Raw genomic sequence first — 20,984 nt, forward strand, 5'->3', positions numbered from 1 at the left:
GTTCGACGGCGGACATTCAGCGGCCAGCTCGCACGCGGTGGACAGCCATGAGGCGTCGTTCACGCCGCCACCTGGGCGTCGCTCGTCTTCTTCGGGGCGTAGCGGAGGAGGATTACGTCGCCGATCTGTCGGGACTCCAGCAGGTGCATGCGGCGCAGCGGACCGCCCGGGTAGGGCCCGTCCCCGAGCATCCTCGGCGCGTCGGCCTGTCCAACGAGGAGCGGAGCCACGACGAGGTGCAGTTCGTCGGCTAGACCCTGCTGCAACAGCTGGGTGTGGACCTGTCCGCCGCCCTCGACCATCAGCCGGCGTACCCCGTGCACCGTGTACAGGTGCTCGAGCAGCATCTCCCAGCTCTTCACGGGCGGCATCGCGTATACGTCGGCCAGATCGCCGAGGAGGCCGCGGGCCTTGTCGGCGGCCTCCTGCCCTGCCGCGTACGCGATTTTGCGGCCGCCGTAATGCCAGAACTTCCACTCCGGGTCCAGGTCCCCGCTGGCTGTCACGGTGACCTTCAGCGGGTACTCCGGCAGGCCTGCAGCCTTCCGGTCGGCGCGCCGCTGCTCCGACTTCACCAGCAGCCGCGGGTTGTCCAGCCGAAGGGTGTTCGAGCCGACGAGGATCGCGTCGCACGAGGCGCGCACCGCATCGACGCGGTCGAAGTCAGCGTCGTTGGACAGCAGCAGCCGGTCCTCACCAGGCCGGGTGTCGAGGTAGCCGTCGATCGAGACGGCCGCGGACAGCAGTACATGCGGGCGGGGCACAGTCAGCTCCCTTACTGGGCGGGGTGGTAGAGGATGCGGTCGAGTGCGGAACGGAACTCCTTGACGCCTGTTGCGGACGGCGTTGCGGCGAGCGTCTCGTCCAGCAGACCGAGCTGGTCGATGATGCGGGCAGAACCGGTTTCTGCGGCAATCTGTACCGCCTCCAGCCCCACTGCTGCTGCCTGTTCGACGTCGCCGACACCGGCATGGGAGCGGGCGGCGCGTGCCAGGTACACGCCGCGGTCTCGCCGATATCCGGCGGGCAATGCCTCCAGCGCATCACGGAAGCCGGCCACGGCCTGACTGTGCTCTCCCAGATCCGCCAGCGAGCGGGCTCGAGCCGTGTGGATGTACGCCGCGTCCAACCACGATCCCCACACACCGTCCTGATCCGCACGGTCGAGGAGCAGCAGAGCCTCGTCGTAGCCATGCAGAGCTTCCAGCTTCTCGCCGAGCAGGGAATGCCCGTGCGCCTGGTGCATTACCGCGATGACCTCGAGTCGTGACCCCGTGGGCGCGGTGCGCCGTGCTGCCGTCGCGAGACCAAGCGCATCACTGCGATGCCCCAAGTCTGCTGCCAGCTGCGCCTTGCGACCCAGGATGTACGCCGTCAGCTCCGGGTCGCCAGTGATGTGACTGTCGTCCAGGGCCCGTGCGGTGTGCGCATAGGCGGCTCGCTCGTCGCCGATGTCCTGCGCCAGCCATCCGGCGAGTTCCTCGAACCGGGTTTCCAGCTCGAGAAGCCGATCAGCGTCCTTCCCGCGCGCCTTGCGGCGCAGCACGGTCAGCTCGCCGAGCTTCTGAGTGATTGCTGGCAGGACAGTTCGAGGACCCATCAGGTTGTCGGTCTGGATGAGGACCCGTCGAACCTGAGCAAAGTGCTCAATCGGCGCGGGAGTAGACGAGCCGACAGGGGAGTAGGGCGCGGCAAACGCCGGAGCGGGAAGGCTGGCAGCGGCCAGGCCACCCAGGCCGGACGCAAGAACGGCGCGGCGGGGCACGGGCACGAATCGGATCCCTTCAGGAGTGCGGCATGGGACGACCACCGTGTCCGTGTCGTCTTCCAGCGAGCCTGCCTCCCGTGGTCCCGGGAAAGCCAGCGTGTCCACGCCGCTGGCCACATGGCCCGGCCGGTTGGCCACATGGACACGAGACGCCCGTGCCCCGGCCTCTGACTCCTGCGCAGCAACGTCCCAGCCATGCAGGAGCACCCCGCACACGTCCAGCGCTGCATCGAGCGACGCAGCGAGATGACGGGGCACCGGGCGCTCAGCACGCTCGAATTTTGCCAGGTAGGACGCGTTGTACGTGACTCGCGCACTCAGCCCGGCTAACGACATTCCGCGCGCCTCACGCGCCATACGCAGGTCGTGTCCCCACCGGTGCCATGGGCCGGCCTCCGGCGTCAGCTCATTGGGCTTTTGCGCCATGAGCTGCCTCTCCATCCCCCGCCTCGCGGCGGCATTTCGGCGCTTCTGTCCGGTACCGCATGTGTCCTGCGTGGCCAGCCGACGGGGCCTCATGTAGCCCCTCCCGCCGCCTGTGGTCTGCGACTTACAACGGATCTGCCAGCAGTTCTCACCGTAGCCGCGGACCGTCACAGGCCTCAGGAGTTGCCATGAACGAGACCTCGTTCGAAGCCCGTCAGCTGCCGTTCCCGTTGCCGTCGGGATCTTCACCGGCCGCTCCCTCCTTCTGCTCAAGGTCCGTTCGCCGGCCCGGCCGGAGCACTCGGGTACTGAAGTACGCATCGACCTCTTTGGTCGGGTACTTCACGCGGGTCGTGCCCGGCGCGATGACCGCCGCCGGGAACTCCGGGTCGGTCTTGGCGATCCCGTGTACACGCTGGCGACTCAACCCGCATCTCTTCGCGATCTCCGGGATGGTCAGCAACTCGGGGACCTCCTGTTCGTGGTTTTCGGGCATGTCGTCTCCGCTCAGTATGGCTAACCTGCTTGACAATGTCCAACAGGTTGGGCATTCTCGTATCAGCAAAACAGCACGGCCCCGGCCCAGCTTTCGCCGGACAGGGGCCGCGTGTCCCAAGCGGTGCGGGAACACCGCGAAGGACTTTGAACCGCCCCACCTGCGCAATCAGGAGGATCGATCCGTCATGCAGGATCCCACACAGGGTGCCGAAATGGCACTCCACCCCCGCGACAACGTCGCTGAGGTTTGCACCGACTCCGTCATCACAGAAGCTCTCCGCCGTGTCGTGGCCGGCCAGATCGGCCCGAGGAAGCCCGGCGTCGTCTACAGCACCACCGACGGCGTGTACGAGGTCCTCGACGTCACCACCGACCGGGACGAAGCGCGCCGCATCCTCCGCCGACGAGCGGCCCAGTTCGCGGTCATCGTCCACGACTGCACCGCCGACACCATCGGCGCGGTCGGCACCGCCTGGACCGGCACCGACCGGGTCATCAAGGCGGTGGCCTGAGATGGCGAACGTCCCCGACAGCATCCGTGCCCTCGTCGCTGCCCTGCACCAGCTCGGTGGCGGGGCCATCCTCCAGGGCCAGGCCGGCGCCCGCCTCAACATCACCCCCCTCGGCACCGGGACCGACACCCCGTGGGAGGACTGCTACAGCGTCGACGTGCCCGCTGCGGTCCTTGCCCGGGTCATCGAGGCCCTCGGAGGCCCGGCCGGTGTCGGCCCCGCCCCGGCCCCCACCCACCCCCAGACCCCCGCCCAGGCCCTGCCGGACAACGGGCCCAGCCAGTGGTCCGCGGCCGCGGTCGCCCACACCCACTCCCAGCTCTACGCCGACATCACCGACCTCTTCAACGAGGTCGACCCCGAATCCCTCCTCGACGACGTCTTCACCAGCCCCGACGCCGACGCCTCCCTCACCGCATACGAGCAGCTCGTCGCCGGCGAATGGGACGGGGAACTGTGATGGCCAGCACGAACCTCGGCCCCGTACACACCGCGGGTAACGCCGTCCCGCCCCTGGACGACGACCTCGCCGGAGTCCTCGACGACCTGGCAGGCATCCACCCCGGCATCGACCAGATCCGCTCCGGGATCCGCCTTCTCGCCCTCGACCGCCACACCGCCGACAAAACCCAGACCCTCCTGGCCGCGCTCGCCGGATCCGAAGGCGCGGACGTCCTCACCGCCCTCGCCTACCTGGTCGGCCGGCTCTCCACCGCGGACACCAACCCCGCCCTGCGCATCCTGCCCCTCTCCCAGCAGAAGACCGCCCAGCAGCACGGCGAAGCCGCCGTCTACGACCTCACCGACCCCGACCTCCACCAGCACGCATCCGAAGCCTCCGCCGCCATCACCGGCAACTGACCCGGAAGGACCACCGCCATGCCGAAGCACATGAGGTTCGGGCCGGACCTCTCCCAGAAGCTCTACAAGGCCATCGAGCGCGACAACGAGCGCGAGGACGCCGGCATGCACGCCGACGACCGCACCACCTGCTGGCCGCACCAGTCGTGGGCTGAGGACTGCGAAGACCAGCACACCCGCTGACCGTTCCCATCCCTGCGGGGGCTGGCCAAGCCGACAGACGACCGGACCCCGCACCACCCCCCACCGATTGGGAAGGACAGCGATGAAGTACCTCGGGACGATGCCGACCGCACTCCTCAACGACCGGCAGATCCGCCCCACCGAGTACCGCAGGTGGGCCGACGCCGAACGCCGCTTCACCACCAGGGCCAAGGACCGGGCCAAGGTCGAAGACCTCAAGACCTCGATCAGTAAGAACGGGCTCCAGGTCCCGATCCGGCTCGGTATCTCCGACCGCTACCCCGACGACGTGTACGTCGCCGACGGCCACCACCGGGCCATCGCCCTCATGAACCTGGGCGTCGAAACCTTCCCCTTCCACTGGTACTGGATCCGGTCGTTCGGCGTGACGTGGGAGCGCGGCCCGTTCCCCTACCACGTCCTCGGCCTCTGACCCGCCAGCCCGCCCTCACCCGAAGGAGAAACCCATGCTGTTCCGCGACAAGACCGACAGGGAATGCGCCGCCCTCGCCGTCGCCGCCGCCATCGTCGCCCCCAAGCCGGCCGACACCCGGTCCCTGATCAAGCAGACCCTCAACCACGACGAGCTGCAGCGCGCCAAGGACTACCTCGCATCCGGCAAGCCGCTCGGCGGCCGCGGCTGACCACCCCAGCCCCGGCCACGCCGCGACGGTGCCGGATCGAATCCGGCCCGGGGCACTCCCCGAACCGCCCAACCACTGGAAGGCCCGTCATGACCACGCAGCCCACCACCTGGCCCGAGAACGTCATCGCCCGCTACCTCACCGTGGGCGGTGCCACCGTCGACATCACCTACATGCCCGCAGATGGTTTGCGCGCTGTCTGCCAGGGCGAGCGCTGCCCCTGGCAGGACCGAGAGTTCACGGGGACCGCCTACGACGACAGCGTCGAGGACGTCGACCGGAAGATCACCACCGCGCTCCTCCCGCTCCAGATTCGTGCGCAACGCCACGCGGAGACCTGCCGCGCCATGCCGAAGCCGACCGCCTGACCCCACCACCCCCACCAACATGGACCAGAAAGGACCCCGCCATGGACGACACCACGAACGACGCAGCCGAGAACGACGCCGACGCCCGCGAAGCCGCCCACCAGATCCTCGGCGACAGCGTCGACCACGTCCTGACCGGCGACTGGCGCCAGGCCCTCACCGACACCGCTGCCCTCTGGGCACCCGCCGCCTGACCACCCCACCCCGCACCACGACCAGGAAGGACACCGATCCCCGTGACCACCACCCCGGCTACGCAGCCGACCACCAGCCCCGCCTCGGGCCAGGCCCTGCCCACTGCCGGGGGCGTCCCCATCCGCAAGCTCACCCGCGGGCAGAAGTGGGTGCTCGCCGTGGCCACCCTCCCGATGATCGCCGTCGGCATCGGCGGCGCCATCGGCACCTACGCCAACGCCACCGCCGAACTCCACCGCTCCGCAACCGCCCTCGGCGTCGTAGCCGCCGGCGAAGGAGCCACCCTCGTCGCCGCCATCGTCATGATCGGCGTCACCATGCTCGGCCAGGCCGCCCCCCTCGTGGTCCGAGCAGCCCTCTGGGTCCTTCCCGCCGCCGCCTCAACCATGGGCGTCGTCATCGCCCCCACGATGAAGGAAGCCGTCGTCTACGGGCTCACCCCCCTCGCCATGACCGCAGCCGCCGAGGGCATCAGCTTCCTCGCCCGCCGGATCGTGGCTCACACCAGCGGAGTCGACGTCGAGGCGCAGCGCCGCAACGCCGAGATCATGCGTGAGATCGCCTTCCACGCGGCTCAGGCCGAACGGCACCCCGACGAGAAAGTCCGGGGGAAGTCGGCTCTCAAGGCGTGGAAGCTCATGAGCCAGGTCGGTGACGGCGACACCCAGCTCGGCTCAGGGCTCATCTCCGTACAGCGTGAGCGGCTCACTCAGGGAGCCGATGCGGCTCTCGTGTCCATGCTCACCGACACCCGTGAGCCCCTCCCGGCTCAGCCCGTGAGCCCGGCCATCGAACAGGGTGAGCCGACCACTGAGCCGACCCGTGAGCTCACCAGCAGCACCGTGAGCCTGACCCAGAACGCTGAGCCGAACCAGGACCCCGCCCCCCACACTCTTCCTGACTTCGTGGCGATCATTACCCCGGCTGACCAGCAGCTTCGCCGTGAGCCCGTCTTGATCCCGGCTGAGCCGACCCTCACCAAGACCATCCATGCGGACGCTGAGCCGACCGCCGGTGAGCCCGCTGAGACGGAGACCGGCTCAGACGAGAAGGAGCAGCAGATCGCGACCCTGGCTCACCGGCTCACCATCGGCGACCGGCTCACCAAGACCACTGCGGCTCAGCTCCTCGGCGTGAGCCCCGCTACCGCAGGCCGTCGGCTCAAGGACGCGCGCGACCGGATCAGCGAAGGGACCGGGCTCTACATGTGAGCCCTGCTCAGACCAGACACCCGATCCGCACCCGAAGGAGCCCCCGATGGCCACCACCTTGATCACGCACCCGTTCGCTACCCCCGACATCCGCCCCAGCGGAACCGACGGCATCGAGACCGCCGAGGCCCGCAACCCGGACTTGGACATGGAGGAGATCCGTGACGAGCTGTACGCGGCCCTCCAGCACATCGAGAACCTGCGCCACCAGCACCCGTACGAGGCCACCGGATACGGCGGATGGCCCCCGCAGACCACCCAGCCAGAGATTGTCGAAGGAGAGTGCAAGAGGTGAGTGCCGACACGATTTCTTCGTTCGATCTTGGTTCGACGGCACCCGCCGCAACTACGTTGAGTGACAATTTCGGCGGCGGGGCGGGGCGGGGCGGAAGCGACAACAGCCCCCAGGGCCCCCTGGTGGTCGTTCAGCAGCCCCGAAACGCTTCCCCGCCCCGCCCCGCCCCGCGCCAATCTCGGGGCAACACGGATAATTCGCTGCGAAACGGATACGCCGCTATCTCACACAGCGTGAGCGGTGAAACGGCTGCCATCGGGGCCGGATTCCTCATCGCCGGCCCGGTCGGCGCAGTCATCGGCGGCATCGCCGGACCGGCCCTCGCCGCCGCGGTGATGTGGCGCAGCCGACGACGCGAGCACGACGAGAACACCAACCAGAACAGCCCCCACACCACCGACCCGGGCCGCAGCCCGTTCGGGAACGGACACGGGAACGGGCACCGCAGCAACGGTGGCACGGACCGCGGGAACCACAGCCCCGGCAGCGGCCGCGACCGTTCGCCGAACGGGCACAGGGCCGACGGGACGGGCCACCACCGCAAACCGAAGGTGAAGGACCCGGTCGCCGACAAGCTCAGCAAGTTCGGGAAGGACCTCGCCGACAAGCTGAAGCCGGGCAAGGGAGACAAGGACAAGACACCGAAGAACGGCAACGGCACCGAGCCGAAGGGGAAGCACGACAAGCCCGCCAAGGACAGCGGCGCGAAGGGCCTGGAGACCAGCCCCAAGGGCGGATCGAAGGGCGGTCTGCTGAAGAACCGGGGCAAGCAGCCGGACAGCGAGCGACCGTGGCGCAGCCGAGGCGACAAGCCCGACAAGACGAAGAAGGACAAGAACAAAGACAAGAACAAAGACAAGAACAAAGACAAGGACAAGGCCCAGGGTGACGACGCGGCACACACCACGGCGCGCGACGGCCTCGACCCGAAAGACCCGAAGGGGCCGAAGGACGGTGCCAGCGGCGACGTGCCGCCGAAGCCCGACTACGACCCGGACGAGTACATCGACGCCGAACTCGTAGACGACGACCTGCCGCCGAAGCCGGGCGTCGACCCCGACGACGTCATCGACGCCGAGGTGATCGACGAGGACCGGATCGCACTCGTGAAAGCCAAGCGCGAGCGGGAACGCCGCCGCGACGCAATCACGGCAGGGAACAAAGCGGCGCAGAAGGCGGCCCGAGACGGAAACGCCGGCGACCCGCGCCAGGTGAAGCACGAGGTGATCCGGCAGGAGAACCAGCGCATCGACCTCGAGCTGCACAACGAGAACCAACTGCTCGCCCTCACCGCAGCAGCCGAGAAACCGAGGAGCACCCCCGTGAACTACCCCGCGATCCAGGCCGCACCGGCCGGCACCCGAACGGCCGGAGTCGCCGTCGCGCGGCAGATCGACTTCCGCACCTCCACAGCCTTCGCGATCCTCCGCGCCATGGCCGACCAACTCGCCCACGGCCTGCACAGCGACGACGACGCCGACATGGCCGACCACATCGTCGAACTCACCGGCATCCCGAACATGTGCAAGAACCTGTCCGTCGCCGTCCTGGAAGCTGGCCGGGCCCTCTCCCGCACCGCGCCCCTGCACCCCTCGGTCATCAAGCACCTGAACAACGCCGCCGTGGCCGCCCGCACAGCCGGCGCCATGGCGCAGAACATCATGGTCGTTTTCGTGCAGGCGCACCGCGAGGACATCATCCGAGTCATGGACCCGCGTATCGGTGAGGAACGCTGGAACATCCGCAACGCGCCCGGAACGCTCGACGCCGCGAAACTGCGGGCTGCGATCGCCTCGGCGAACTCCGCACGTCTGTCCCTTCCCGGCGGGTCGGCCGGATCGAACGGCGGGGGAGGAAAGCTCGTACCGGCCTCGGACGGCAGCACAAAGAAGCTGATCAACCTGATGAAGGGCTTCAACCGCGGCCACATGGTCACCGTGCTGTCCGAAGTCGCGGGCTCGGCCGCCGGAGTGAACGCCGTAGCCGACTCGATCACCAAGCTCTACCGGCGCATGCAGAAGACCTGGCCGACCGAGGGTGTCGTCGACGAAACCGTCCTGCGCACCGCCGGGCAGGTCCTCCGCGTCTCCGACGAGCTGAAGAAAGCAATCAAGGCCGCGAAGAAGGTCCATCACCGCGAGCTCACCCTGAACGCGAAGGGGCGTGGGGGCAAGGGCGCCTACGCCGAACGGAAATGGGACGTCGTCGGCCGCCGCGGGGCGTCCGGTTAACCAGGAAGGGAGACAGGCCATGTCCAGTGCAGAACTGCCGGTGACACTCACCGACAAACCGAAGAAGTGGGACTTCTCAAGGGACGCCGTCACCCCCGGGCGGCTCGTGGCGTGGGGCGGCGAACTCGCTGTCGCCTCCGCGCTCGTGGCCCCGCTCGTCGACATCCCGTGGGTGGCTGGCGCGGGTGCCGGCGTCATCTGCACCGCCGCCGCAGTTGCGTACGAGCAGGCCCGCGGGTCATGGCGGCGCGTCACCGTCGCCCGCGCCGCATCGTGGCTGTCCATGACCGGATGGCTGTCGTACACCCTCGCCGAAGGCCCCAGCCTCCTGAAAATGGCGTTCGGCGGGGCGATCTGGGCAACCGGCGCGGCCGTCAACATCGGCATGGACCGGTGGGGCGAGGAGACGAAGGCGGCCGAGAAGGAACTCGACCGCCGCCTGGAGCAGGGCCAGGAGATCAAGGGCGCCCAGGACGCGTGGGCTCGCCTGCTTGAGGACGTGTGCGGTATCGAAGGCGCTCTCGCCGACCCGGTCGTCGACAAGTGGGCGAGCGGCGCCGGTGAAACCGTGAAGGTCACCCTGCCGGCGCACCTGAACATCGACGCCCTCCGCGGCTACGAGGCTGCCCTCGCCGGCGCCCTGCACCTCCCGAAGGGCGGTGGCGTGTCCTTCAACGCCGGCGGCCCGGACGTCCCCCGGAACGTGGTCTTCATCGCGCTCACCCGGAAGAACATGATGTCCGGCGCGATCCCGTACCCCAAGCTCACACCCACCACGATCAACAAGCCCGTCGGCTTCGGCATCATCGGCAACGGGGCCGAAGCCGGCCTGAACCTGAAGGACGAGGGATTCATCGCGATCGGCGCCCAGGGCTCCGGCAAGACCGCCCTGATGAAGACGCTCGGTCTCGGTCTTGTCCGCTGCTGCGACGCGATCGTCATCGACCTCGACACCTCAGCCAAGATGAGCGCGGTCTTTGTGAACCCGTACCTGCGGCATGGCATCGGTCGCCCCCTCATCGACTGGCCGGCCACAACCGAGGACGAATGCCGCCTCGTCATCCAGGCAGCGCAGGCCGCGATCGCCGCCCGCAAAACCGAGTACGCCGACCTCCTCGAGGACGAGGACGTCGACAACCTCCCCGCACGCCCGGACATCCCCGCCATCCACATCCGGGTCGACGAGACCAAGAGCATGCCCGACGACGTCCTCGCTGGCCTCGACTTCATCATCGAAGAGGGCCGGTCGGTCAACGTCCGCGTGAGCAACACCGGTCTCCGTGCCACCCGCGAGTACATCACCGGCACCATGGACGAACTCACCCCCGGCCGCATCGGCCTACGGACGAACAACTCGTCAGAGCTGCAGATGCTGTTCCCGGACAGCGGCGCCCCGGACATGGCGATCTTCACCGACCCCGGCACCGTGGCGTACATGTCGACGACCAAGGGGCCGTTCCAGCCGACCCCGGCGAAGGCGTACGCCACCATGGCCGAAGCATTCACCGAGGGCAGCGACGACTACACACGCATGCAGTCCCTGTTCATGGACGCGGCACGGCAGCTCTCCGACATCAGGCCGGACATGGACCCGATCACGGCGAAAGCCATGGGCCTCGCATGGTCGCAGCGCTGGGCCCGGATCATCCCGAACCTCCGCGGCGACGCATACGGCAACGTCACACCAGACCGGATGCACGAGTCCGTGTGGGAGCTGTACAGCTCCTGGGAAACGCCCGCGTCGTACGACCTGCTGCTCGGCCGCGCGACCGACAGCGACGGCGACCCGATCGCCGCGCCCCTGTCCGGGAAGAGCGCCGACATCCCGCGCCTGAGCGAAGCCCTGATCGACGAGGACGAGCTCGAGAGGGCCGCGCAGCAAGAAGCTGCGATCGAACTCGCGAAGGCTTCGCAGCGTCCGAAGTCCAACGACGACCTCGCCATTGAACTGTTCGCGGCGCAGGGCCGTCCGGTCAAACCGTCCGAGGTGTACCCGCTGATGGTCAGGGCTGGCTACGACAAGTCCGGCCGCACCTTCCGTGACCTTTGCGCCAAACTTGGCCTGCAGAACAGGCTCGTCAAGGGGGATGATGGAACCTACGCGGCAGTGTCAATCGAGTGCGATGAGGTTCCTGATGTCGGAAGAGTCCCCGGACCTGAAGATGACGCCGATGGACGAGGCGATGTTCCACATGAGTGAGCTGATCAACAGCCTGAAGAGGGCCGGACTCAGCGAACACTCAGCCGTACGCTTCGCGGCCATCTACTTCGCCGAGTCGTCGGGCTCCGTCAGCGAAGACGACTGAACAACCGGACGACTAGGGAAGCCCCCGGGGTCGCCCCCGGGGGCTTCCTGCGTCTCTATACCACCACCGCCGCCACACGAAGGAACCTCCGTGAACACCAACCCGCAGCAGCCCGCCCAGCTCGTCATCAACGACCAGGCCGCCCAGTTCCTCGCCGCCGTCGAAGACGCCATGCGCACCCCGACCAGCCACCGCGACGACGCCCCGCTCCCCGCCATCGGGCCCACCCCGCCCGTGCCCCAGCCCGGCCGGCCGCCCATGAGTCAGCGCGCCACCGACATCAGCACCATCATGCTCACTGGGGGAGCAGCCAGCCTCATGGTCGGCGGAGGAGCCTCCCTCGTCATGCTCGCCTCCGGATACGCCGACCCTGCGGTCTGCGCCATCGCCTTTGGGGCGCCCACCGTCCTCGTCCTCGCCATCGCCCGCCTCGTCGGCAAGGCCAAGGCCGTAGCTGAAGCGGCACCCGCACCCGTCCACCACCACTACAACGGCAACGTCACCATCGACCAGCGCAGCCTCACCACCCAGACCCGCGGCGTCATCGCCCACACCCGCAACCAGCTGCCCAGGTGACCGAGCCTCGCACCCACGTAGTGACCGCCCGCCTTGGGCCAGCCCCCACCATCAACAAGCGCCCGGGGATAGCAGCCCGGACAAACGGCCTCCCGTACGTCACGCTGGTACTGCACGGCCCGGACTGCCGAGTCTCACGGTGTCCCCGCGCCCGGACGACGCACAACGGGCCGTGCCGCACACCAACCATCCGAGCCCACCGTGCGACACCCCCAGACGCACGCGGCTCAACCCGGCCCCACCAGCACCCCCCGCTGGTGGGGCCGATGCATGGCGCGACACGCCCTTCGCGAGAACGACGAGGAAATGTGCCGCGAATCACTGCCGGTTGTGGGCCTCGATGAGGCTCGGTGAGTCTCGGAAGATCTCATGATGCTCAGTGTCAGAGCGACCATTCAAAATTGTGACGGATTGTCCGGAAGGTCGCCTGCATGCTGCCGAGTCCCCGTGCGGAACGGCAGGGTTGTCGGACCTGCATACGTAGACTGCTCACACGCGAAAGAGCCCCGCTTCCTCAACACGGTTCCTAGGCCACAAGTCGAGGGGGGCTCCTGCGCGGTGTCCCATTCATCGGCATGACGGAAGGACTCCGAGTGGAGAGTAACGCGAAACAGCCCCCTAAGCACAGCGCTCGTGTTGACAGGCAGCGCCAAGCATTCGCCCCCCACCTGCGGAAATGGCTGGTCAGGTATGGCCGCGGCGTCCACGCGAGCTTCATGTGCGGCGTGGCGTACCGGCTCGGTGACTTCGCCACAGGCCTGGTCATCGCCTGGCTCATCGCCCGCTACTGACCTGCTGTAAGCACCGGGCCCGGCACCCCATGGTGCCGGGCCCGACTTCGTACCAGCCCCTACTTCACGGGCTTCCACACCGCGCACCGCTCCGACGTGAACTGCCCGTCCGACGCACGGATCGTCACCGTGATCTCCTGCGCCGAAGTCGCAAGGTTGTTGTCGATGATGTCCCCGCCCTTCGTGGTCCGCTCCCAGTAGCAGTCCTTCATGCTGCCCCTGGCCCGGTACGTGCCCGGCGGGATCGTCTCCTCGTCCTCGGCGGCCCCTGGCTCGCTCGACACCACATACGTTCCGTCACCGAACCACCGGTCGTACCTCCCTGACACGGCCTGCTTCAGCACCGGCGACCACTTCGGGCACAGCTTCGGGATCCCCGCCTGCAGCACAGCCTTCCCGTCACCGTCGAAGTTCCCGGACTCAGCCAGCCACTGCGGCCGCGAAACCCCATCGACCGCGCTCACCGGCAACGACTCGCAAATGTCCGTCACGAAGTCCGACGCCGCCGGATACAGGTCATCGACCACCCAGCCCTTCTCGTCGGCCAGCCGGTCTATGTCACCCTCGGGCGTCGCCGGATACTCCGCTGCCTCGGACGGCACCGGCTCCGATGGCTTCGCATCGGCGGTCCCTTCCGACGCCGACGGGCTCGAGGCCGGCTTCGCCTCATCACCGCCACACCCGGACAACACGACCACCGCAGCAATTCCCGCCACGACAGCACCCACCCCACGCATATGCCTCATGGCGCGCAGGATGCCACCCAGACCGGCCAGGGGGAACCAAAACCCGAACATCGGGGATCATCAGCACCAGGCGCGGGGCCTGACAACGACACAGCGGGAGCCCCGACCGCCATGCCAGCCTCCAAAGCCAAGCAAGCCGAGACCGCAGGACGCCGCGCCGACCTCATCCGACTCCGTCGCAGCGGTGTCCGCTTCGACGACCCGCTCATCCTCGCCCTCGGATACAGCAGCTCCGGCGCAGCGCGGAAGGACCTCATCCGGGCCCTCGAACAGAACCGCGACGAGGAAGCCGCCGAGATCTCCGTGTACCGGCAGCAGGAGAACGAACGTCTCGACTCCCTCCTCGAAGCCGTCTGGGGCAAGGCCACCACCCCCAGCCCTGTCTTCGACCGCGAAGGCATGGAGGTAGCGCGGGAGATCGACCTGAAGGCCGTCGATACCGTCCTCAAGCTCATGGACCGCCGCGCCAAGCTCAATGGCCTCGACATGCCCGTCAAGGCCGAGGTCACCGGAGCCGAAGGAGGGCCGCTCGCCGTGTCGACCGCCGACCCGGACAAGCTGGCCGCCCTCATCGCCGCAACCAGCCGGCTCGACAGCGACGCCCCCATGAATACGGCCACGTCTACCCCGGCCGACGAGGAAGAGGTCGCCGACGAGTGACCACAGCCCTCGAACGGCAGGTCGCCGTCTACCGCACTCTGCCCCCCGAGCAGCGTGCCACCATCACCCGGCTCGCCGACAAGGAAACCCGGGCTGCCCTGGCATGGGCCGAACAGCAGATGGCCATCGAACGATCCCCGGGCGCCATGGCATCAGCGCTCACTGGGGGCCGCGAGTGGCAGGCCCGCCACCTGGATCTCATCGATCAGGCGTTCGTCCGCATCGCCAACGGCGAACGCATGCGCGTCCTGCTGAACATGCCTCCTCGCCATGGGAAGTCCGCTCGGGCGGCCCGGTGGGCACCCCTGTGGTACCTGGCCAGACACCCCGACCACCGCATCATGATCGCCTCATACGCGGCCAAGCTCGCCGAAGGCCACGGCAGGTGGATCCGTGACAACATCCGCGCCCACGGCGACACCATCGGCATCAACCTCCGCTACGGCTCCCAAGCAGCGAACCGATTCGACCTCGAAGGCACCGAAGGCGGGCTCGTCACCGCCGGCGTCGGAGGCTCCCTCACCGGCATGGGCGCAAACGTCGCCATAGTCGACGACCCCCTGAAAGACGCCAAGGACGCCGACAGCCCCGTCAAACTCGCCACCCTCTGGGACTGGTGGCAGCAGGTCATCAACACCCGCATGGAACCCAACGGCTCCATCATCGTCATCCAGACCCGCTGGTCCGAGAACGACCTCGCAGGCCGCATCCTCCAGGGCGGAGCCAAGGACTGGACCGTCCTCAACCTCCCCGCCATCGCCATGACCGAAGGAGACCCCCTCGGCCGGCAGATCGGCGAGCCCCTCTGGCCCGAACGCTTCCACCGAAAGCACCTCGACCGCTTCAAGAAGGACGTCGGCGAACGCGGCTGGTGGGCCCTCTACCAGCAGGAACCGCGCCCGCTGGAAGGCGGCGTCTGGAAGTGGCCGTGGATCACCGACAACCGCATCACCCCACAAGCCTTCCGCGGCGTCGACCTCACCCGCACCCTCGTCGCCATCGACACCGCCGGCGGCCGCGACGACAGCGACGAAGTCGGCCTCATCGGCGGCGGCCGCGACGCCCGCGGCGAGATGTACCTCCTCGCTGACCAGTCCAGGAAAATGGGCGCCGCCAAGTGGGGGAGAGCTGCTTGCCTCCTTGCAATCGAGCTCCAGGCTGACGCGTTCGTCGTCGAGTCCAACTTCGGCGGGGACATGGCCGCCCAGATCCTCCGGCAAGCCTGGACGGAACTCGAACGCGAGGGCGCCACCCACGGCATGCTCATGCCGCGCATCATCGAAGTGACCGCCAAGGTCGGGAAACGGCTACGCGCCGAGCCCATTGCCCAGCTGTACGAGAACGGGCATGTCCACCACGTTGGTGAGTTCCCCGGGCTTGAGGTCCAGTACGTGTCATGGATCCCAGGTATGGACTCCCCGGACCGCATGGACGCCGCCGTTCACCTGCTTACCGAGCTTGCCGACCCGGCGGCCGCGTCCGTGGGTAGCTCCCCGTATGCCGACCAGCGCTTGTCTGGTAGGCGATGACCATCAGTACTGCTGTCCGGCATTGCCGGATCCGTATTTGATCAAGCGTGACTTCCGGATCCGTAATGCCACCCGGGTGGACTTTTTGATATCACGATCCCAATGCTGCGGTTGCGCGACTACATTGGGCGCTGGCTCACCGACCGCACTACGCAGTGCGCTGAGGTGGACCAAGGGAAGCGGGGCCGGTCCCGAAGGACGCGACCCCGCCACTGTGGTGCGAACAGCCGGGCTAGCTGTTAGCTGTTGAGCCAGAACGTCAGATTGAGAGCCACCTCAATCAGCGCGACGTAGAAGGCCCAACGGTCCCAGTCCGGCTGTTCGCCGTTACCGATCATGATTCCTCTGTTCTTCGGGTGCCCGAAGGGTGACTCCCTTCCGGCCTAGGCCCGGAAGGGCGGTCGAGGAACGGCAACGCCACGGCACAGACTCTAGGCGGCCTACTCCGCCAACTGACCATAAAACAAGAAAAGTTCAGCCACACAAACGAACAAATGACTGCCCAAAAAGGTTTTAGGGTCAAGCGCACGTGGTATGGCTGCGCCCGCCCGGAACACCAGGGGCAACATTCGTCCCGGCCGTCCGTACCCTGATCACATGGCGCGGGGCCTGATACGGAGGCGTGCCCCGTGGGCCTCAAGAGCCTGGTCATCGACGCCTGGTCGTGGCTGAACTACAAGCCCGTCTACTCCGACCCTTCGCTCGGCATGCCCAACCGGCGAGCGTTCCCCGAGGCCCATGCCTCCTGGGTGCCGGCCGCCGACGAGCGGCGCCTCGCCGCGTACAAGCTCCTCGCCGCCTACGACAACAACCAGGCTGGCGAACTCGCCGAGCTCCGCGACGGCCCATCCGCCCGTGAACGCCGCGAGTTCGGCGACCCGTCGATGTTCATCGACACGCTCGTCGCGCACGTCATGGGCCGCGAGCAGCACATCATCGTCCCCGGTGCCGAGCAGACCGACACCGAGAACGAAACCACGGCCGCCGCAGCCGAACGCGTCCAGGGCCTGCTGCGTGACTGGGCGGACAACGAACTCCTGCCGATGCGGATGCTCCAGTGCGAGAGGAAGGCCGTCGGCCTCGGTGACGGCGTGTACCTCCTGTACTGGGACCCGGCGAAGCAGCGGCCCCGCCTCAAGACGTACGACCCGGGCTTCTACTTCCCCGTCCTGCCCGAGGACGGAGACGGCGCCGACTACCCGGACCGGGTCCACATCGCATGGGAGCTCCCCGAGGACCCCAAGCGCGGCCTCAAGCCGCGGCTGCGCCGGATCACGTACGAGCTGGACTGGATCCGCCCCGCCACCGCCTCCGGTATCGACCGTGCTGGCCGGGCCGTCCGGGCCCCCGTCATGTCCGACCCCACCGACGACACCCCAGCCGCGCCCGTCCTCGGCCGCGGCGACCAAGTCGACGACACCGGGGCGATCAGCCGCATGTACCCGTGGAGCGACGAGCCCGCGTACCGCACCTGCTACCTCACCGACGCCACCTGGGAACTCGGCGACCTCAAAGGCGGCGTCGACGTCGACGACCTGCCCATGGACAAGGCGTCGTTCGCGACCAACGGGTCCGGGGAAGTCCTCGACCACCTCGACCTCCTCATCGACTTCATCCCGGTCGTCCACGTCCCGAACACCGTCCCGCCCGCCGAGGAGCACTGGGGGCAGAGCAGCCTGGCAAAGGCCCTGCAGGCGTTCGATGAGTTGGCCTCCACCGACACCGACAGTGCCCGCGCCTCCGCCACCACCGGCCTCCCGATGATCGGCATCTCCGGCATCACCAACCACCGCCACGACCAGCACGTCGGGCCCGGCACCCTCTTCACCCTCGGCGAGAACGGCCGCCTGACCGCCGTCGACACCTCACCCGCCCTCCGCGAACTCCGAGCCCACGGCCACGACCTCGCCGACCGGGCCGCGAACGTCGTCCGCCTGCCCGCCGTATCCCTCGGCACCATGGACCCCTCCAAGGTCCCCTCCGGGTACGCCCTGGAACTGTCCCTCGGCCCCCTCGACTCCCTCATCTCCGGGATGCGCCTGGCCCGCGACCACAAGGACCGCTTGCTGCTCCGCTTCGTGCAGCGCCTGTTCCTCGCCGGCCAGCACCCCGACTGGGCCGGTGTCACCCCGCTCCCGGCCCGACTGGTCCGCGGCCCGTACACCCCCACGGACAAGGCCGCCGTCCTCGAGCAGGTCGCCACCGCGTACAAGGCCGAGGTCATCAGCCTTGAGACCGCGATCCGGATGCTCACCGAAGCCGGGTGGCCCATTGATGGCGCAGAGAAGGAGATCGAGCAGATCCAGGCCCGCAGTTTCGAGCAGGCCAGGATGCTGGCCGACGCCCTCGGCAACCCCGACGAGGTCGCCGCGTTCCTCGGCCGTCAGGCCCCCGACGAGCAGGTCGCCCCGGCCGTCCAACTCCCTAGCCTGCCTGCGGCCGCAACGGTCGACGACCCTGCCGCACAGAGGCAGCAGGGAAGCAGGGGGAACGAATGAGCCTGGCCATGCTTTCCTTGATCTCAGGCGCGGGGCCTGGAACGTCCTTGGGAGGACCTGCCCTCATGCGTCGCCCCACGCAGCACCACCGCGCCCCTGCCGCCCACATGGCGTGGGCGCACCCGTACACCGGCGTCGACAGTCTCGCCGTGTTCTACAACGACGGCGGTGACCCGCCCGTGGGCAGTGTCCCCAACCCGGCCGATCCGCCGAAGCCCGCCCCGCCCGCCCAACGGACGTTCACCCAGGCCGAGGTCGAGGCACTCGCTGCGAAGGAGAAGGCCCAGGGGCAGCGTGCCGGGGCCCGCACCGCGCTCGAGGAGTTCGCTGCCGAGCACGGCTTCAACAATGTCGACGACGCCAAGGCGTTCATTGCCGCCGCCCGCAAGGCCCAGCAGGACGCCCTCTCCGAGGACGAGAAGCGCCGCCAGGAGCTGGAGCAGCGTGAACGGGAACTCGCTGCCCGGGAAGCCGCCGCAACCGCCCGCGAGCGCGACGCCAACCGGCGGGCCGTCCTTGTCGGGCTCGGTGCGACCGGTGACGACCTCGAAGACGCGGCCGCCCTGCTCCGCGTCGACGACAGCGCCGACGAGAGCACCGTGCGGGATGCCGCGGAGAAGCTGAAGGAGCGGCGCCCCGAACTCTTCGGCACCAAGCCCGCCCCGCAGCCGAGTGCGCTTCCGCCCGCCCCCGGCGGCGCGCCGGCCGGGAGCCCGCCGCGCACCCCGGCCGGCAAGGACGACGTCCAGGCCCGCGCCCGTAAGCGTGCCGAACAGATGGGATTCCGGCGCCCCGACGCCGCCTGATCCCACCCGAGCTGAGGGACCACGCCCTCTCCGCACCACCCCCGTGGACGACACCCGACAGGTGTCCGCACCCCCAGTGCCACCCCACATTCCACGGGAGGAGATCGGCGTGGACCTCCAGCCGATGACCACCACCGAGACCGTGACCGCCGACCGGCGGTGGCTGCGCAACCTGCACGGCTCGGGCATGAACGCCACCGTCACCCTCGACGTCGCCAAGTTCACGTCGGGCACCCACTACCTGCCGGCCACGGCCACGACCCCGCAGGCCGTGTTCAAGTCGGGCCTGCCGCTCGGGAAGGTCACCGCATCGGGCCTGTACGCCCCCTACACCTCGGGCGCGACCGACGGCACCGAGATCCTCGCCGGGCTCCTCGCCACGGATACCCACTTCAACCCGGCCTCCACCAAGGTCGGCGGGGCGCTCCTGGTCCACGGCGACGTCGACACCGCCAAGCTCCCCGTCGCACTCACCGTGCCTGACGCGGCCAGCCGCACCGACCTCATCCACTTCTCCTGAGAAAGGGCTGAACACTGATGCTTGAGACCCTGCTCAGGGACATCGACGCCACCGAGATCAACGCGTTCGCACGGGCCGTACAGACCCCGGCGGACTACGCGCTGACCCTCTCCGTCATGCCGGAACGCACCATCAACTCGGTGAAGTTCCGCATCAAGTCCACGTCCCGCCGAGTGAACGCGGCGAAGTACCGGGCGTGGGACGCGCAGACCGCCGTCGCGACCCGCGAGGCCAAGCGCATCGTCACCGAGGGCATGCTCCCGCCCCTGGGTCAGAAGTACCTGGTCGGCGAGCTCGAGCAGATCCTCCTCGACACCTCCCGCGGCGCCGACGCGTCCGAGCTCGTGGAACTGCTCTACCAGGACGTGGCCGCGCACGTGCAGTCCATCAAGTCCCGCCTCGAGCTCGCCGTCGGTGACCTCCTCACCGACGGCAAGTTCACCCTGTCCGGGGAGAACGGACTCACCGTCGAGTACGACGCTGGTGTCCCCTCCGCGAACATGCCGACCGCAGCCACCGCGTGGACCGACCCGACCGCGGACGCCCTCAAGGACGAGATGGCCTGGATCGAGACGCTCCGCGCCTCCGGCGCCCCGCTCCCGTCCCGCGTCGTCACCTCCTACAAGGCTCGCGCCCTGCTCGCCGCGAACAACTCCTACCGGGCCGCTTTCTACGGCAGCGTGTCCCCGTCGACCACCCCGACCGCCGTCCTCGCTCCGAACGAGGTCGACGTCGTCCGCGCCCGCTACGGCCTCCCGCCCATCGAGGTGTACGACGTCCAGATCCCCCTGGACGACGGCACGATGAAGCGCCCGATCCCCGAGGACCGGTGGCTGATGCTGCCCCCCACCCCGCAGACGTGGGGCGAGACGCAGTACGGCGTCACCGCCGAGTCTCTCGTGCTGTCCTCGGGCGGCAACCCCGCCATCGAGCGGGAGGAAGCCCCCGGCATCGTCGTCACCCACGGCTACAAGGACGACCCGGTCCAGGTGTGGACCAAGGGCGCGGCCGTCGCCATGCCGGTGCTGTACGTGCCGGACATCCACATCACCGCCAAGGTCTTCTGATGGGCGCCCGGCTGGCAGCGACCGTGTACGTCACGGACCCGGACACGCACCAGACCGTCCGCCTGGACGAGGGAAGCGAGCCCGACACGAGGCTCGCCGCCCTCATCACGAACCCGGCAGCGTGGGAAGACAGCAACCTCCCCGCCGCAGCGAAGCAGGCCGCCGACTCCTCCGACCCCACGGGCGAGGACGACGACGCGGACACCAAGCCGGCCGCCAAGCGGGCGGCCCGTAAGCCGGCCCGGGGCCGGACGGCCGCCGACGAGGGCACCGGCGGCCAGTAAGCGGTGGCG

23 protein-coding genes and 1 pseudogene are annotated in these 20,984 nt (G+C 68.6%); 20 read left to right on the top strand and 4 right to left on the bottom strand.

Annotation, left to right across the window (positions count from 1 at the left end; translation table 11 throughout):
* The 3 genes and pseudogenes from OCT49_RS39145 to OCT49_RS39155 all read right to left on the bottom strand — a co-directional run.
* Window positions 1-764 (bottom strand): annotated as a pseudogene (locus OCT49_RS39145) (RibD family protein); the annotation flags it as partial.
* A gap of 11 nt (window positions 765-775) precedes the next feature.
* Entirely contained in the window at window positions 776-2,194 is a 1,419-nt protein-coding gene (locus tag OCT49_RS39150; protein ID WP_283856940.1) for a helix-turn-helix domain-containing protein, read from the bottom strand.
* Between the two features lie 214 nt (window positions 2,195-2,408).
* Entirely contained in the window at window positions 2,409-2,690 is a 282-nt protein-coding gene (locus tag OCT49_RS39155; RefSeq protein WP_283856941.1) for a helix-turn-helix transcriptional regulator, read from the bottom strand.
* Between the two features lie 214 nt (window positions 2,691-2,904).
* On the opposite strand from OCT49_RS39155, the gene OCT49_RS39160 reads away from it, so the two are divergent.
* From OCT49_RS39160 to OCT49_RS39220, 13 genes are all read left to right on the top strand, one after another.
* Complete coding sequence (locus tag OCT49_RS39160) at window positions 2,905-3,204, top strand: hypothetical protein (RefSeq protein ID WP_283856942.1); 300 nt, start codon at window positions 2,905-2,907, stop codon at window positions 3,202-3,204.
* A gap of 1 nt (window position 3,205) precedes the next feature.
* On the top strand, window positions 3,206-3,664 hold the full coding sequence (locus OCT49_RS39165; protein ID WP_283856943.1) for a hypothetical protein: 459 nt from the start codon (window positions 3,206-3,208) through the stop codon (window positions 3,662-3,664).
* Window positions 3,664-4,065, top strand: a complete 402-nt coding sequence (locus OCT49_RS39170; RefSeq protein ID WP_283856944.1) for a hypothetical protein — start codon at window positions 3,664-3,666, stop codon at window positions 4,063-4,065. Before OCT49_RS39165 ends, OCT49_RS39170 begins: the two co-directional genes overlap by 1 nt.
* Before the next feature lie 18 nt (window positions 4,066-4,083).
* A complete protein-coding gene (locus OCT49_RS39175; protein ID WP_283856945.1) occupies window positions 4,084-4,248 on the top strand; it encodes a hypothetical protein in 165 nt (54 codons plus the stop codon).
* An 82-nt stretch (window positions 4,249-4,330) separates the two neighbouring features.
* Window positions 4,331-4,681, top strand: a complete 351-nt coding sequence (locus tag OCT49_RS39180; RefSeq protein ID WP_283856946.1) for a ParB/RepB/Spo0J family partition protein — start codon at window positions 4,331-4,333, stop codon at window positions 4,679-4,681.
* A gap of 34 nt (window positions 4,682-4,715) precedes the next feature.
* Window positions 4,716-4,892 carry a hypothetical protein gene (locus OCT49_RS39185; RefSeq protein WP_283856947.1) on the top strand — a complete coding sequence of 59 codons (177 nt, stop codon included), beginning with the start codon at window positions 4,716-4,718 and terminating at the stop codon, window positions 4,890-4,892.
* Window positions 4,893-4,981: 89 nt separating this feature from the next.
* Window positions 4,982-5,260 (top strand): hypothetical protein, encoded by a 279-nt coding sequence (locus OCT49_RS39190; protein WP_283856948.1) that lies wholly within the window; start codon window positions 4,982-4,984, stop codon window positions 5,258-5,260.
* 41 nt (window positions 5,261-5,301) lie between these two features.
* Window positions 5,302-5,454, top strand: coding sequence for a hypothetical protein (locus tag OCT49_RS39195; protein ID WP_283856949.1), 153 nt, complete (start codon window positions 5,302-5,304; stop codon window positions 5,452-5,454).
* A 42-nt stretch (window positions 5,455-5,496) separates the two neighbouring features.
* Window positions 5,497-6,666 carry a hypothetical protein gene (locus OCT49_RS39200; RefSeq protein ID WP_283856950.1) on the top strand — a complete coding sequence of 390 codons (1,170 nt, stop codon included), beginning with the start codon at window positions 5,497-5,499 and terminating at the stop codon, window positions 6,664-6,666.
* A 46-nt stretch (window positions 6,667-6,712) separates the two neighbouring features.
* A complete protein-coding gene (locus OCT49_RS39205; RefSeq protein ID WP_283856951.1) occupies window positions 6,713-6,961 on the top strand; it encodes a hypothetical protein in 249 nt (82 codons plus the stop codon).
* Entirely contained in the window at window positions 6,958-9,192 is a 2,235-nt protein-coding gene (locus tag OCT49_RS39210) for a hypothetical protein (protein WP_283856952.1), read from the top strand. The genes OCT49_RS39205 and OCT49_RS39210 overlap by 4 nt, the downstream gene beginning before the upstream one ends.
* 145 nt (window positions 9,193-9,337) lie before the next feature.
* The gene (locus tag OCT49_RS39215) at window positions 9,338-11,392 is read left to right on the top strand and encodes a hypothetical protein (RefSeq protein ID WP_283856953.1); all 2,055 of its coding nucleotides are present in this window, start codon (window positions 9,338-9,340) and stop codon (window positions 11,390-11,392) included.
* Between the two features lie 196 nt (window positions 11,393-11,588).
* Window positions 11,589-12,074, top strand: a complete 486-nt coding sequence (locus OCT49_RS39220) for a hypothetical protein (RefSeq protein ID WP_283856954.1) — start codon at window positions 11,589-11,591, stop codon at window positions 12,072-12,074.
* 850 nt (window positions 12,075-12,924) lie between these two features.
* Here the strand turns inward: OCT49_RS39220 and OCT49_RS39225 are convergent.
* Window positions 12,925-13,611 (bottom strand): Rv1352/Rv1906c domain-containing protein, encoded by a 687-nt coding sequence (locus OCT49_RS39225; protein WP_283856955.1) that lies wholly within the window; start codon window positions 13,609-13,611, stop codon window positions 12,925-12,927.
* Between the two features lie 111 nt (window positions 13,612-13,722).
* Here OCT49_RS39225 and OCT49_RS39230 point away from each other — a divergent pair, with 111 nt between their 5' ends.
* From OCT49_RS39230 to OCT49_RS39260, 7 genes are all read left to right on the top strand, one after another.
* Window positions 13,723-14,271, top strand: coding sequence for a hypothetical protein (locus OCT49_RS39230; RefSeq protein WP_283856956.1), 549 nt, complete (start codon window positions 13,723-13,725; stop codon window positions 14,269-14,271).
* Window positions 14,268-15,800 (top strand): terminase large subunit domain-containing protein, encoded by a 1,533-nt coding sequence (locus tag OCT49_RS39235; protein WP_283856957.1) that lies wholly within the window; start codon window positions 14,268-14,270, stop codon window positions 15,798-15,800. Before OCT49_RS39230 ends, OCT49_RS39235 begins: the two co-directional genes overlap by 4 nt.
* A 629-nt stretch (window positions 15,801-16,429) precedes the next feature.
* Window positions 16,430-18,298: a hypothetical protein gene (locus OCT49_RS39240; protein ID WP_283856958.1), complete on the top strand. Its 1,869-nt coding sequence runs from the start codon at window positions 16,430-16,432 to the stop codon at window positions 18,296-18,298.
* A 65-nt stretch (window positions 18,299-18,363) separates the two neighbouring features.
* On the top strand, window positions 18,364-19,104 hold the full coding sequence (locus OCT49_RS39245) for a hypothetical protein (RefSeq protein WP_283856959.1): 741 nt from the start codon (window positions 18,364-18,366) through the stop codon (window positions 19,102-19,104).
* 109 nt (window positions 19,105-19,213) lie between these two features.
* A complete protein-coding gene (locus tag OCT49_RS39250) occupies window positions 19,214-19,624 on the top strand; it encodes a head decoration protein (protein ID WP_283856960.1) in 411 nt (136 codons plus the stop codon).
* A 17-nt stretch (window positions 19,625-19,641) separates the two neighbouring features.
* Window positions 19,642-20,691: a major capsid protein gene (locus OCT49_RS39255; protein WP_283856961.1), complete on the top strand. Its 1,050-nt coding sequence runs from the start codon at window positions 19,642-19,644 to the stop codon at window positions 20,689-20,691.
* Complete coding sequence (locus tag OCT49_RS39260) at window positions 20,691-20,975, top strand: hypothetical protein (protein WP_283856962.1); 285 nt, start codon at window positions 20,691-20,693, stop codon at window positions 20,973-20,975. Before OCT49_RS39255 ends, OCT49_RS39260 begins: the two co-directional genes overlap by 1 nt.
* Window positions 20,976-20,984 lie beyond the last annotated feature (9 nt).

Origin of the sequence: Streptomyces sp. ML-6 (assembly GCF_030116705.1) — a bacterium.
Classification (GTDB): domain Bacteria; phylum Actinomycetota; class Actinomycetes; order Streptomycetales; family Streptomycetaceae; genus Streptomyces.

Bases quoted from the DNA above. Each gene is read 5' to 3' on its own strand.
- OCT49_RS39245 (WP_283856959.1), top strand. From the start codon at position 18,364: ATGCGTCGCCCCACGCAGCACCACCGCGCCCCTGCCGCCCACATGGCG.
- OCT49_RS39260 (WP_283856962.1), top strand. From the start codon at position 20,691: ATGGGCGCCCGGCTGGCAGCGACCGTGTACGTCACGGACCCGGACACG.
- OCT49_RS39185 (WP_283856947.1), top strand. From the start codon at position 4,716: ATGCTGTTCCGCGACAAGACCGACAGGGAATGCGCCGCCCTCGCCGTC.
- OCT49_RS39165 (WP_283856943.1), top strand. From the start codon at position 3,206: ATGGCGAACGTCCCCGACAGCATCCGTGCCCTCGTCGCTGCCCTGCAC.
- OCT49_RS39155 (WP_283856941.1), bottom strand. From the start codon at position 2,690: ATGCCCGAAAACCACGAACAGGAGGTCCCCGAGTTGCTGACCATCCCG.
- OCT49_RS39175 (WP_283856945.1), top strand. From the start codon at position 4,084: ATGCCGAAGCACATGAGGTTCGGGCCGGACCTCTCCCAGAAGCTCTAC.
- OCT49_RS39150 (WP_283856940.1), bottom strand. From the start codon at position 2,194: ATGGCGCAAAAGCCCAATGAGCTGACGCCGGAGGCCGGCCCATGGCAC.
- OCT49_RS39160 (WP_283856942.1), top strand. From the start codon at position 2,905: ATGGCACTCCACCCCCGCGACAACGTCGCTGAGGTTTGCACCGACTCC.
- OCT49_RS39170 (WP_283856944.1), top strand. From the start codon at position 3,664: ATGGCCAGCACGAACCTCGGCCCCGTACACACCGCGGGTAACGCCGTC.
- OCT49_RS39255 (WP_283856961.1), top strand. From the start codon at position 19,642: ATGCTTGAGACCCTGCTCAGGGACATCGACGCCACCGAGATCAACGCG.
- OCT49_RS39225 (WP_283856955.1), bottom strand. From the start codon at position 13,611: ATGAGGCATATGCGTGGGGTGGGTGCTGTCGTGGCGGGAATTGCTGCG.
- OCT49_RS39205 (WP_283856951.1), top strand. From the start codon at position 6,713: ATGGCCACCACCTTGATCACGCACCCGTTCGCTACCCCCGACATCCGC.
- OCT49_RS39180 (WP_283856946.1), top strand. From the start codon at position 4,331: ATGAAGTACCTCGGGACGATGCCGACCGCACTCCTCAACGACCGGCAG.
- OCT49_RS39230 (WP_283856956.1), top strand. From the start codon at position 13,723: ATGCCAGCCTCCAAAGCCAAGCAAGCCGAGACCGCAGGACGCCGCGCC.
- OCT49_RS39190 (WP_283856948.1), top strand. From the start codon at position 4,982: ATGACCACGCAGCCCACCACCTGGCCCGAGAACGTCATCGCCCGCTAC.
- OCT49_RS39195 (WP_283856949.1), top strand. From the start codon at position 5,302: ATGGACGACACCACGAACGACGCAGCCGAGAACGACGCCGACGCCCGC.